Here is a 13083-nt window from a genome sequence, read left to right on the forward strand (position 1 = left end):
TATCGAACGTTCTATATATGAAACGACGCTGAGTCAAGCAAAGGATGGTACAGCTTGGAAATGACAGGCATAAAAAAGCCCCTGGCAGTCGCGCTGTCAGGGGCTTTCCAAAACTTGAGTTAACCGCCGTAACGCTGTTTCAGAGCGTTGATACGGTCATCCAGCGGAGGGTGGCTGGCCATCAGCGCGGACAAACCACCGGCTTCACCACGAATACCAAAGGCAGTTAATTCACCACTCAGGTCACTTGGCTGGTCGTAGGTTTGCTTCAGAGCAGCCAGTGCGCTGGCCATGGCAGCCGGGCTTACCAGCTCAGCACCGGCCTGGTCGGCACGGTATTCACGACGGCGGCTGAACCATGCCACCATCATCGAAGCGACGATACCTAGAATCATATCCATCACCATAGTGATCGCGATACGGGCAAAAAAGCCTAAGCCGCCTTCGCCGTTTTCATCGCGGGTGAAGGAGTCAATGATCGACACAATGATGCGAGCGAAGAACATCACAAAGGTATTTAACACGCCCTGCATCAGCGCCAGAGTCACCATATCGCCGTTGGCTACGTGGCCGATTTCGTGGCCCAGTACGGCTTTCACTTGTTCTTTATCCATGCGCTGTAACAAGCCGGTAGACACCGCCACCAGGGCATCGTTTTTGTTGGCGCCGGTAGCAAAGGCGTTTGGCGCATCCGAGTGAAAGATCCCCACTTCCGGCATACCAATACCGGCTTTGTCAGCCAGTTCTTTTACTGTAGAAACAATCCACTGTTCACCGGAGTTTTGTGGTTGATCAATGATCTGTACACGCATGGACTTTTTCGCCATCCACTTCGACATCATTAAGGAGATTAACGAACCACCCATACCGAATACACCACAGAAAATCAGCAGTGATAACAGGTTAATACCGCCGCCAGCCTGCATATAGTTACCCAAGCCGGTAACACTCAGGACGATACCCAACACCAACATAATCGCCAGGTTAGTACCAACAAATAATAAGACACGCATCATCTGCTCAGTCCTCTCATCTCAATTTTTATAAGGGATTAAATTCACGATTGTTCTGACAGCAAAGATGGCGTTTTTTGTGCAATTTTCAAGGTGAACAACGGAGTAAATCTGTCAGGAAGGGTCATTAACAGCACCCTCTTATACCGGTGCAGGTGATGATCAAAACCGGTGAGCGTTCGCTGCTGAATTGCCTGTTTAAACCGTTACTCGACCGCACTCAAACCGCACTGGCGGAGGAATAACCCCTGCTTTTGTAATGTTGCAAATGAAAATGATTCGCAATAATATCGTTGGGCGGAATTCTAATGAGGCGAGAAGGTCAATGGATCAATGGAAGTTGCATATTCAAAGTGGCAATAGTCACTTTCTTGAAAAGCGCTACCTTGAAGCAGAACAGGACTACAACAAGGCCATTTTGCGTGCCCGGAAAATCTTCTCTGCCTGGTTTAATCGTCAACAGGTCGTTGCGGCACTGGTTGTGAGCTATCACAATCAGGCGGACGTTTATAACGCTCAGAAACTATTTAGCAAAAGTGAAGATATGTTGCGCGAGGGGTATGAATTTCTGCAACATGCTGCAGCAAAGCAGCCTGTTGATGATGCCCTGATGAGTGGCTTGCGTTGCAGTTATACGCAGCTTCTCAAGCACATTAAATCGCACGGCAGTCGCAACAACTATGTGCCGCCACCTTTTGACTTCCGCATGCCTTCGACGTCCCACCCTGAAATAGAGGTTACTCAAAATGTCCCGACTCGTTAAAGCCGGACTGGCTCTTGGCCTTTCTGTTGCGTCTGCTACCAGCATGGCGCACGTTGGTCATGACCACAGCAGCTGGGAAAGCCCGCTGATGCACGCACTGTTCTACGGCTCTATTGCTTTTGCTGGTGCCGCTGCGGTGTATTTTTCGCTGAAGAAAAAAGCAGTCAAACAAGAACAACAAGGAGATAAGGAATAATGTTACATAACGTACTTTCTCAACTGGATAAGCTGATGACGTTTGAGCGTGCCGACGCTCACTGCGATATCCCATGCAAAATTTACGACCCTCAGATCGCTCAGGTAGCGGCGCTGAGCGTGATTCGTTTCGTTGACCTGATTCAGGAAATTGCAGCGAAAGATGAACTGACCGTTGCCGACCAGGCTCAGTTGTCTCGCCTGGTACGTGAAAAAGAAATTCACGCGGCCAAAGTAAAAGATGAAGTCCGCACCATGTGGGGCGATTACTTTAAGCAGCCGCAGTTCGAAAAATACCCGAACACTAACGAGCTGGTGCACAGCATCATGCTGGCCGGTTCAGCGTGCAAACAGCACATCACCCGTGAACCTGCAGAAAAGCTGCTGGCGCTGGTGAATGAATTCGCTGCCAGCTTCTGGGCAACCAAAGGTGTTGATACCTTTACTGCTACCTGCCCTTATCCGCCAGAAGAGCAGGTGGTGTATCCGAAACTGGGTTAATTATCCATGATTCGGATTCATAAAGTCAGGGGACAGAGCATGTCCCCGTCTTATAACGACGGCGATTTTGTGATCAGCCGTCGTAATTTCTTACGTCGCTATCAGCTCGATGATGTGGTGGTTGTGCGTCACCCAACGCTGGGTGTGATTATTAAACGTATTGCCGCAATCAGTACCGACTATGAGTTTTGGTTGCAGGGTGATAATCCCGCCAGTACCAACAGTGCTGCCATGGGCTGGCTGCCAGCCGGTTGTATTCTTGGCAAAGTTTTCTGGCATGTACCTTCAGAGGTGCAACCGTCTGCGAAAGTCTGACACACGGGGCTTTCGACAATGTCTGCTTTGGCAGTATGATGTAACTATCCCAGGGGGTGGCCTGCCGTTAGTTTGGCCTGAGATGCTGAGGTTTTTCCAAAAACGTTTTCAAGTGAGTGATACGTTTGGTTAAACAGCAAACTCCTTGAACCTGATCCGGTTAATACCGGCGTAGGAATGGGGAAGCTAAGGCTAATTGCAGTTTGTTGTATAGCCAGGGAAGCTGATCAGTTTTCTTCACGCTCGACATTACCGGGTCTCTCGTTTTTATAAACAGGAAGACCTGATGAAACCAGTTTTTAATTCCGCCTTTTTATTGTCGCCACTGGCGCTGGCTATTTCTCTCAGCGCACATGCTGAAACTGAAACCAAAGAGCTTGATGCTGTTACCGTGACGGCTGACTTCCGTCAGACCGAGGTGCAGAGCATTCCTGAGGCGGTCACCGTTGTCGGGGAAGCCCAGATTGAACAACGTAATGGTGTGTACCTGGATGAGGTTCTGGCTCTTGCACCAAACATAAACTCAGCGTCTGGTTCTTCACGTGGTAAGTATTTCCAGATTCGTGGTATTGGTGAACGCAGTCAGTTTGTTGAGCCTTTAAACCCATCAGTTGGTACTTACATCGACGGTCTGGACTTTACCGGTTTTGCCGGTGCTGCAACGTTATTGGATGTGCAGCAGGTTGAGGTATTACGTGGTTCTCAGGGCACACGTTTTGGTGCTAACTCACTGGCTGGTGTGATTAATATCCGCTCCAATGAACCAACTGCGGAAAGCCAGGGTTATGTTAAAGCCTATCTTGAAGATTATAACGGTCGTGGAATCCAGGCTGCGCATGGCGGTTCAGTCGCGCCTAACCTGCAATATCGTGTGGCGCTGGGCCACAGCCAAAGCGATGGTTTTATTAAAAACACTACGCTGGACAAAAAAAACACCAATAACATCGACGAACTGACTTCTAAACTGAAGCTGCGTTGGTTGGCATCAGAGGATCTGACTCTGGATCTGACGGCGTTATATGTTGACGTAGATAACGGCTACGATGCATTTAACTTCGATGAGAATCGTAAAACCCGATCCAATGAGCCAGGGCATGATCGCCAGGAAAGCAAAGCGCTGGCCTTAGACAGCGACTGGAAAATGAACGATGCAGTGAATATGGAAGCCAGCCTGACCGCCAGCAGCAGTGACATCGAATATGGCTATGACGAAGACTGGACTGGTAAAACGCTGAACCCGGATTACCAGGTGTTTGACAATTACCAGCGTGATGTTGATCGTAATTCTGCTGAGGTTCGCTGGTTATCCGGCAATGAAGGTCGCTTAGGTAGCAGTGACTGGCTGGTGGGTTTATATCATCAGCAATCTCAGGTGGACTTAACCCGCAACCGTACCGGTAAAAGCGAATTCACCAGCGAATATAAAACCGAGTCGACGTCAGCTTATGTCGAAATTAATACGCCATTAACGGAAAACCTGATGTTGTCTTATGGTGGTCGTGCAGAGAGCTGGTTTGCCGATTATAAAGACAGTAAAAAACTGGCAGGTGATAATAATGAAAGCTTATACGGTGGCAAAATTGCGCTCGAATACATCACCGACGATGCCGACCTGGTTTATGCCAGCCTGACCCGTGGTTACAAGGCGGGTGGCTTTAATGGTACAGAAGATCTGCCGAACGAAAGTGACCGTTCGTTTGATACGGAATACCAATGGAACTATGAAATTGGTACCAAACTGGATTCTCATTACGGCCGTTTCCAGAATCGTATCGCGGTGTTTTACATCGATCGTAAAGACCTGCAATTAAAATCTTCTACACCGAAAAGTGATGGTAACGGCGGTACTGAATTTATCGACTTTATTACTAATGCCGGTAAAGGCTTCAGCTATGGTCTGGAGTGGGAAGCGCTGGCGAAACCCATGGCGCAACTGGAGCTGACGCTGAGTCTGGGATTGTTAAAAACCGAGGTCACCGAGCACAAAAATCCAAACAAGGATGAGTTCTCCCTGAAAGGTCGTGAGACGGCTCATGCTCCGGAATACACCTACGCGACTGCGGCGAAATACCTGTTCACCGATAACTGGTATGCCCGTGTTGAAGTTGAAGGCCGTGATGACTTCTATTATTCCGATTCTCACAACTTCCAGTCGAATGAATACGACGTTGTGAATGCGCGCGTCGGTTATCAGGCAGCCAAGTGGGAAGTGGCTCTGTACGGTAAAAATCTGACCAATGAAAAATATGGCGTTCGGGGTTTTGCCGGCTGGGATGCTGATCCCCGTACCGGCCCTGGCTTTGATGAAAAACAGTTTGAGCAGCTAGCTGCACCTGCGGTTGTGGGTATCGCAACCCGGGTTAATTTCTGATTTCAGCATTACTCACCAATATGACTCCGCAACCGTCTGTCGCATCCATGCGGCAGACGGTTGCTGATTCTTTCTTCGCACAGATGTTACAAAGAGGCATATATGGAACTTTCCGTAGAAATCAGTAAATACCCACTCGCTGACAACTACATTCCGGCGATTAAAGATTTTATCGGACGTCTGCAGGCCACCGATGGATTATCCGTTGTGTGTAACACCATGAGCACCCAGGTGTTTGGTGACTATGACCTGGTGATGAGTACCTTAAATACTGAAATAAAACGCTCTTTCGAACAGTTCGGTAAGACGATTTTTGTTTGCAAATTTATTGGTGCCAATTTAGATCCTGCTCTTAAGCCACACGGCTGAACCGGAATTCTTATGAACGATATTTTCTCCGTAATATTCGATGCAGCACAAGCAGCCAGCATTTGGGAAATCATTGCTTTTACATTTGGCATTGCCTATCTGCTGTTAGCGATCAAACAAAACCCTTTGTGCTGGTACGCCGGTTTTATTAACACTGGCATTCTTGCCTGGTTGTTCTGGGATGTCAGCCTGGTCATGGAATCAGCACTGCATGTTTATTATTTAATAATCGCTGTTTATGGCTGGTGGGCGTGGCGTCATGGCAACGATGACGCCACGGAAGATTTGCCCATTCAGCAATGGAGCATGAAGCAACATTTAACCGCAGCTGCTGTGATTGTGGCTATGACAATCGTCAGCGGTACGTTGTTATCCGACACCACCGCAGCAGTTCCGTTTCTGGATTCCTTTACCACCTGGGGCGCAGTGATCACCACCTGGATGGTAACACGCAAAGTATTAGAGAACTGGCTGTACTGGCAGCTGTTTAACAGTTGTGCGATTTACCTGTATTGGCAGGCCGAGCTTTACCTTGCTGCTCTGCAGATGGCGATCTTTTTGGGCCTTGCGGTGATTGGCTGGTTTAATTGGAAACGCGATTTTGCTGAGCAAAATCGTGCTCCAGCGCAGCCAGCTTGAATTGGCTCTCTGAGACTAAACCCGATGTTGCCGATCAGAATGTTGTTCTCACGGCACACAGCAGGCACTCTGTATGTTTTATAAAACGTCATCTGCAGGGCGCCGTATGTTACATCTGTTAGAAGATTGGGCTAAATGGAACGTTTGTGATCGCCGCCCTGATGTTGGCCAGGTCGAACCTTTGCCAGGCGGCTTGACCAATCAGAGCTTTATCCTGCATCTGGAGAGTGGCGATTATGTGCTGCGGCTGGAAGCCGGCAACAGCGATGAACTGGATATTCATCGCGATGTTGAATATCTGGTGCATCAACAAGCCGCTGTGCTCGGACTGGTGCCTAAGATTCTCTATCGCCGCCGAGACCCGGATAAATACTGGATTCGACAGTATCTCAAGGGCGAAATGGTGCGCCGTGAAACCATCACTGACAGCGTGCTGGATGAAATGGCGCAACGGCTTCATAGGTTGCATCAGGTGTATGCCGACGAGCGTATTCCGGAGTTATCCATTTCGGCTAAAGCGCAGCGCTACTGGCTGGCGATTCAGCAACACGCCAACGGCCAGTTATCTGCAGAGCTGGATGCGCTTTTCCCGCGATTACAAAGACTCTTGTCGCGCGCCCCTGACGATGCCCTGTGTATTTGTCATATGGACCCAACGTTGAGTAACTGGATCAAAACCGCAAATGGACTGCAGCTGGTTGACTGGGAATACGCCGCGCTCGGCCACCCGCTTTGGGATTTGGCGGTACTGGTGCAGGATGCCAAGCTTGACGATCTGCAACAGCAACGGTTGTTAAGTCGGTATTTTGCCGATGGAGGTTTTGATCGTCATGCCTGGCGACACGCACAAACCCAAATGAAATACATTGCTGCATTATGGTATGGAGCGCAGGGTATCTGGAGTTTACGCGATCTGGAGGCGTATTTAGTGACACTGGCAGCCGTTGATTTGTGATGGCCTGACGACACTTACCACCCTGTTTTTTTGCCACAGTTTTCCTACACTGACGCAATCAATCATCAGGACGTAATTGTGGCTAATTTCCCGCTGAAAATTTTTGCCGGTAGCGAAGCGCTGGCGCACATCCGCCAACAAGGTTTAACAGCCGACGATATCGAAATGGTTTTGGGTGCCTCTGGCGGTCCCAAATGGCTATCACTGGCAGCGTTGGATCGCTATTTACTGAGCGAATGGTTTGCTGATCGGGAAAAACCGCTGCATGTCATGGGCACATCCGCTGGTGCCTGGCGCATGGCCTGCTACGCTCAGAACGATTCTTTGGCTGCTCACGCGCGTTTTCAGAAAGCCTACATTGAACAGAACTATTCCGATAAACCCACGGCCGAAGAAGTGGCAGCAGGCTGTACTCATATTCTCGAACAGGTGCTCGAGAATCATGGTGCCAGGCAGATCATTAATCATCCCCGGATACGTTATCACACCCTGGCGGCGCGCTGCCGTGGTCTGACTGCAAGCGATCATAAACACATTCAGTCTATTGGCCTGGCGGGGGCGATGCTCGCCAATCTGGTTTCCCGCGGGGCGATGCGCGGTCTGATTGAGCGAACGTTTTTCCATCACCCGGAAAAACCACCGATTGACCATTTTCCCCAGTTACCGGCAGCCCATGTGACATTAACCGAACAGAATCTTAAACCGGCACTGCTGGCTACTGGTGCAATTCCACTGGTGATTTCAGGGGTGAAAAATATTCCTGGTGCTGCCCGTGGTACCTATCGCGATGGTGGCGTAACCGACTACCAGTTTGATCTGCCGCTGTATCCGGAACAGGGTTTTGTGCTCTACCCGCACTATTTTGCCCGGGCACCGAAAGCCGGCTGGTTTGATAAAAAACTGCGCTGGCGCACGGCGTCCCGAGAGCATTACAAACGCACCATCATCGTTGCACCGAGTTGGGAATTTGCGGCCACCTTGCCGGGTGGGCGGATTCCGGATCTGCAGGATTTTTATGATTATAAATATCCGGAGCGACGTCAGCGCTGGGAAGCCGCGTTGCAACAATGTGAAGTATTAGGCGAAGCCTTCGCCGATCTTGATCAGAATAACCGTTGGGCGCAAGTGGCCGAGCCACTGCCTTGGTAGGGACTAACGCGCCGCTGCTGTTGGGCTGACCATTTCCATGGATTGTAGAAAGAGGTTGGCGGGTTTGCTTCGTCAGTGATCGTTGCGGCTTAAGCCAACTCTGACTTCAGCGTTGTGCCGCGATTTCAGTCAGGCACGGCATTTCCGCATTAGCCATCAGATTTTAAAATGGTAGCTGATAGGAACGATGATCGGTTTCCCGCCAGGAATTTCACCAAAGGGAGCGGCGCTGATGATGGCTTTTTCCAGAGATTTGTTGAGCTCTCTGTGGCGGTTGGCAACCGTTTGCGTGAGTTCTGCGACTTCCCCTGATTTGTCGAGTACCAGCTTATAACCGGTTTCACCGTGTTTTTTCAGAATGCGCGCTGCTTTGGGGTATACCAACTTACTGAGTATTTTTTCGCGCACCCGTTGTTTATAACGGGTTAAATCTTCCGCAAGGTTGGTGGCACCTGCCTGGCCTCTGAGGCTCGAAGGTAATTGTGGTTTGTTCTGTGTTGGCTGAGGTTTTCCTGCGAGGGAAAAGCGATAGCCCAAAGTATAAGTCCAGGGGGACCCCGTTAATGTCGCCGGAGGTTTTACCTGGCTACTGACAATACGACTGGCGCGCTCTACTTCTTCTAACAGCAACTCTGGTTGCTCGGTTAATTGGTGTTCACTATTAATAATTTCACCAGCGCTGTCCAATTTCAGAGTCAGTAACACTTCACCTTGTTGGCCGAATTGTTTGGCCCACGCTGGATAACGTATTTCCTGTTCCAATGCTCGCTGAAGTTGCCATTGGTACAAGTCCCGATAATAGGTTTGTTGTTGCTGCAAGATACGTTGTTTTTCTGCGGCGCTGTTTTGCGTTTGCTGTCGTTTTAGTTCTTCTGATTTTTTTTGCGCTGCCTGGGCAATACGCTGTTGCCGGATTTTTTCTTTTGCGGCTTTTTCTGCAGCTTGCCGTTTTCGCTGTTGTTCAATAAAGCGTTTTTCAGCTGCTGCTTTTTCTCGCTTGGCTTGCAATAACTGTTGTTGTTTTTTACGCGCTAGTTCTTTGGCTTGTTGTGCCTTGAGTTCTTTCTGCTTAAGACGCTGCTGCTCTTGCCGGTCTTTTTCACGCCAGGCCGATAATAGCTTTAATCGATTATCGGGAATCTGATGATTCTGCAATTGTTGTTGCAGGGCGGCGCTTGTGGACATTTTCAGAAGTTGTCCTCGGAACTCACGAGAGGGTGGGAACTTCCCGATCCAGGTGTTGAGCAAATAACGAAATAATGCTCGATCGCGGGTACTGATCGCCAATTCATCATTCAGGAACACTTCGGTTCCCTTGGCTGATGAGCGAATAATGATTTCATCACCCGGTTGCAAATCGTCCTTAGGCAACCGGATGAATGCCATCAATGCATTACTGCTGTCGGGGTTGCTGGGCAACACCTCATTATTAATTGAGATTTTTGCCTGCCACAGTTTTTGCCAGTTACGCGGTTTCCAACGGCTGGTCACCAGCAAACGCATCTGTTTATCTGCCGTTGAGGAACTTACCGCACTGGCAGAATTATCTTTCTGCTCAAGATACAGCGCCGCCTGGTAGTAGTCGCGAGTCAGGTGACTGTAGATGGCACTACCATTTAACTGCAGTTCCGTTGCCCATGCGCTGCCTGCGACAACGAACAGTCCAGTTGCAGTAATGAATTGAGCAAACCAACGGAGTAAAAATAACATCAGATTTATTTGAAACTGTGAATAACTACAACACTCGGATCAACATCAAAGCTATTAATGTATCCAACGGCGTGTTTGCTGGCTGCCACTTTTGCTTTCATCTCAGTACTGTCTTTGACGCGTTTGGGCGGTTGTTGCTTACCCGAAAAAACGCGACGTGACCAATAGCTGTTCAGTTGGCTCTCTGTTTTATCCAGATAGCGTTGGCTGAACTCCATTCGAGCTTTATCGCCTTTGGGTAAGTCATATGCAATGGCCTTACTACCATCCGGAAAATTACCAGACTTTCCGAGGAAAATTCTTTTGATTTCGTCCTCTTCAAGGCCAGTATATGTATTGGGGTTATTGATGCTGACAATTACCACCACCTCAGCACGAGCGCCGAAGCTGATGGCCAATAACAGGCATAGGGTGCCGAATAACTTCATCTGCTTACTACTCCAGTCAGCCGTAATTAAAACACCAGCTGCAGCGCAGCACGGTAAAGGTTGGCAGAGCGGCCTGCAACGCCACGGTTGGTTTCTTCATCGTGATGGGTCGCTTCAAATTTTAATGCGGTTGCGGCGTCCATGTCGTATCGGATACCAACCGTAACGCTTTTATCTTCGCCCTCCAGTTTTAATAATTTTTGCAGGTCGCCCTTACTGTTTGTTGGTACCCGATCTCGGGACGTTGAGTAAGTTGCATGCAAAGTGACATCACCAAATCGTTGCGCTACACCGCCCAGCCAGGCAAAGTTATCGACTAATAAACCCGAATCGTATTTAAGGTGAGTTGCTTCCAGTACCAGGCTGAAATCACCGTTATCGTAAGTACTGGCAACGTTGAAGTAGCGAGCCAGCTTTTTGTCCAAATCGAATTTATCAATCACATCCGCAGAGAAACCATTACCATTTCCCACAAAACGTGCCATCGCCTGAGCTGTATCAACGCGGCGATAACCCGCGGCACTGTAGGTTGCCAAAATGGCCTCGGTACCTAAAGCGCTGGCTTCAGCGGGTGTCGAAGCCTGAGCTGCCGCAGCTTGATAGGCTGCAAGCGCATCATTATCAACCGCCGGATCAGAGCGTAAATCCAGATTCATCTCGGTTTGTTGATAACCGAGACGGTGGGTGAAATCACCGCTGAATAATGTTAATGATATGCCGTTAATACGATTGAGTTGAGATTCATAGTTTTCACCGAATAAATCGATGTCTTTATTGCGGCGACCGCTGTTGACCTGAACCTGAGCATCGCTGTCACCCAGACTGAAACGATGGGTGATATCAACACCGTCATAGTCATCGAAAGGAATTGAATAAACGTCAGAGGTTGGCCGCACCCAGTTATAAGCGTAACCAACATCCAGAAATTCCGAGTAATAGAAGAACGGAATACGCAGTCTGCCCGCACGTAAATCCGTATTTTCATTTAATGCATGAGAAATAAAGGCCAGTGATGTATCAACATGGAAGTCATTCTCGCCGTCAGCGATTATCTGAACCGTTGCACTGGTTCTCTCGGATAATGGCTTGCTGACTTGCAGCCCCAGCATGGTGTCATTTTCAAAGAAAGTGGGGTCGCCGTCTTCATAGGTTTCAATTGTGGTGTATGCCTGGTCTTTATAATAAACACCCAGGTTAACAAAGCCGTAGACACTGAAGTCATTATCTTCAACCGCTGACACCGGTATCGACATCGCTGTGACGATCGACACTGTTAATAACTTACGCATTATCGCACTCGCTGGAATTACCTCTGCAAACAGGCGGCGGATTGTAGCCTATATAGGCTTTTAGTCGTATGGCAAATCACGAAAAACGTCAGAAAACCGGCTGATTTTTTTCATGATCCAGTAAGATAAGATTTTTTAACACCCGTTCTTTGGTCATTAGCTGTTGATTTTCTTAACATCTACTGTTGATGCTCTTAACATCAACTCGGAGTGTGTTTGCGGCCCTTTGTTTCTTGCTTATCTTTTTTCAGGACAAAATACGTAAATGCCGTTGCTGTAACAAACATAAGCAAACTGTAGATACTGGGGGCAATCGACATTTCTGCGCTTTGCAGAATCGCGGTGGTTATTAATAACGTCAGTGTGCCGTTTTGCAGACCAACCTCTAAACAAACGGTGCGAGCCTGAGTCTCACTATTCAGCAACCATTTTCCAAGACTGTACCCCAGTAGCATGGTCATCAGGTTGAGCGTTAATGCAGCAGGGCCTGAGATAATTGCGAAATCAATGAGCTTATCCCCGAGATTGATGCAGATACTGAGAATCACAGCGCCAAGCACCGCCATTGAAAACTTGCTGATATATGGTTCTGCTTTAATGGCAAAGTTGTGCCACTTGGAACGGATCGCCATCCCCACAATGACTGGTATGACAGTAATCACAATCAACTGGACCCAGGTTTTTACCAGTGGCAGCTCAAATACCTTATCGCTGTCGGAATAATAGTTAATCGCCCAGGCACCTAATAATGGAATGGTAAACGGTGTGATAAAACCAATTACTGCGGTCAGCGATACCGATAATCCGACATCACCTCGTGCCAGAAAAGAGTAAAGATTCGATGTGCTACCACCTGGGCATAATGACAATAAAAACAGGCCAATCGCCACTTCACCGGTTAAACCAAACGCTGCGATAACAATCATTGCGACCAACGGTAATAACGCCATCTGAGCACATGCGCCAACTAAAAACCCTTTGGGCTGCTTAAATACACGGCGGAAATCATTCAGCGTTAGACTGAGACCTACACCGGCCATGATAAGAATTAAGGCGATTGGCAAGCCAATTTTGACCAGTGTCTCGAACATCGTTGAGTACTCGTTATTGTTGTTTGGAAAAGAGCCAAATTACCGGATGAGGCAGACAGCAGCAAGTTTGCCGTTGATATCGGATTATGGGTGCATCATCAATTGTCTTTCAGGTACGCAACGACTGAGTGAAGGGGAGGTTGTTGATGGTTCTGATATTATTGTTGGTCTGTTTATCGTTTCATCAAACTATACCTAACGAATGCTCGATGAGCGTTATCGTAAGTGGTTATTAGATTGCCTCGAATATTGTGAGCATTTATTCCCGTGAACATGCCCGGGTATCAGGTATACA

The 13083-nt window shown here is 48.5% G+C and carries 14 protein-coding genes and 1 riboswitch; of the genes, 9 read left to right on the forward strand and 5 right to left on the reverse strand.

All coding sequences use genetic code 11. The features are described 5' to 3' along the window. Positions 1-119 precede the first annotated feature (119 nt). Positions 120-1016: a protease HtpX gene (gene htpX / locus MK185_15150; GenBank protein MCH2041965.1), complete on the reverse strand. Its 897-nt coding sequence runs from the start codon at positions 1014-1016 to the stop codon at positions 120-122. A gap of 322 nt (positions 1017-1338) precedes the next feature. On the opposite strand from htpX, the gene MK185_15155 reads away from it, so the two are divergent. The 9 genes from MK185_15155 (at position 1339) to MK185_15195 (ending at position 8270) form a co-directional block, all read left to right on the forward strand. Further along, the gene (locus MK185_15155) at positions 1339-1776 is read left to right on the forward strand and encodes a tetratricopeptide repeat protein (protein MCH2041966.1); all 438 of its coding nucleotides are present in this window, start codon (positions 1339-1341) and stop codon (positions 1774-1776) included. Next, positions 1760-1972: a hypothetical protein gene (locus tag MK185_15160; protein ID MCH2041967.1), complete on the forward strand. Its 213-nt coding sequence runs from the start codon at positions 1760-1762 to the stop codon at positions 1970-1972. The genes MK185_15155 and MK185_15160 overlap by 17 nt, the downstream gene beginning before the upstream one ends. Continuing rightward, on the forward strand, positions 1972-2472 hold the full coding sequence (sodN, locus tag MK185_15165) for a superoxide dismutase, Ni (GenBank protein ID MCH2041968.1): 501 nt from the start codon (positions 1972-1974) through the stop codon (positions 2470-2472). The genes MK185_15160 and sodN overlap by 1 nt, the downstream gene beginning before the upstream one ends. Before the next feature lie 39 nt (positions 2473-2511). Beyond that, on the forward strand, positions 2512-2787 hold the full coding sequence (locus MK185_15170; protein MCH2041969.1) for a S24/S26 family peptidase: 276 nt from the start codon (positions 2512-2514) through the stop codon (positions 2785-2787). 42 nt (positions 2788-2829) lie between these two features. After that, positions 2830-2982: riboswitch (TPP riboswitch) on the forward strand. Positions 2983-3073: 91 nt separating this feature from the next. Beyond that, positions 3074-5158: a TonB-dependent receptor gene (locus tag MK185_15175; GenBank protein ID MCH2041970.1), complete on the forward strand. Its 2085-nt coding sequence runs from the start codon at positions 3074-3076 to the stop codon at positions 5156-5158. 102 nt (positions 5159-5260) lie between these two features. Further along, entirely contained in the window at positions 5261-5527 is a 267-nt protein-coding gene (locus MK185_15180) for a hypothetical protein (GenBank protein ID MCH2041971.1), read from the forward strand. Positions 5528-5539: 12 nt separating this feature from the next. Then, positions 5540-6166, forward strand: coding sequence for a nicotinamide riboside transporter PnuC (gene pnuC / locus MK185_15185; protein ID MCH2041972.1), 627 nt, complete (start codon positions 5540-5542; stop codon positions 6164-6166). Between the two features lie 73 nt (positions 6167-6239). Beyond that, positions 6240-7121 carry a choline kinase family protein gene (locus MK185_15190; GenBank protein ID MCH2041973.1) on the forward strand — a complete coding sequence of 294 codons (882 nt, stop codon included), beginning with the start codon at positions 6240-6242 and terminating at the stop codon, positions 7119-7121. A gap of 78 nt (positions 7122-7199) precedes the next feature. Then, positions 7200-8270 carry a patatin-like phospholipase family protein gene (locus MK185_15195; protein ID MCH2041974.1) on the forward strand — a complete coding sequence of 357 codons (1071 nt, stop codon included), beginning with the start codon at positions 7200-7202 and terminating at the stop codon, positions 8268-8270. Between the two features lie 156 nt (positions 8271-8426). Here MK185_15195 and MK185_15200 read toward each other — a convergent pair whose 3' ends face one another. From MK185_15200 to MK185_15215, 4 genes are all read right to left on the reverse strand, one after another. Then, complete coding sequence (locus tag MK185_15200; protein ID MCH2041975.1) at positions 8427-9980, reverse strand: chalcone isomerase family protein; 1554 nt, start codon at positions 9978-9980, stop codon at positions 8427-8429. Positions 9981-9985: 5 nt separating this feature from the next. Then, entirely contained in the window at positions 9986-10408 is a 423-nt protein-coding gene (locus MK185_15205; GenBank protein MCH2041976.1) for a phosphate ABC transporter substrate-binding protein, read from the reverse strand. Between the two features lie 26 nt (positions 10409-10434). Then, positions 10435-11697 carry a hypothetical protein gene (locus MK185_15210; protein MCH2041977.1) on the reverse strand — a complete coding sequence of 421 codons (1263 nt, stop codon included), beginning with the start codon at positions 11695-11697 and terminating at the stop codon, positions 10435-10437. A 200-nt stretch (positions 11698-11897) separates the two neighbouring features. Then, on the reverse strand, positions 11898-12788 hold the full coding sequence (locus MK185_15215; GenBank protein ID MCH2041978.1) for a bile acid:sodium symporter family protein: 891 nt from the start codon (positions 12786-12788) through the stop codon (positions 11898-11900). Positions 12789-13083: the final 295 nt, after the last annotated feature.

Source organism: Saccharospirillaceae bacterium, assembly GCA_022448365.1.
GTDB lineage: Bacteria > Pseudomonadota > Gammaproteobacteria > Pseudomonadales > Oceanobacteraceae > Bacterioplanoides.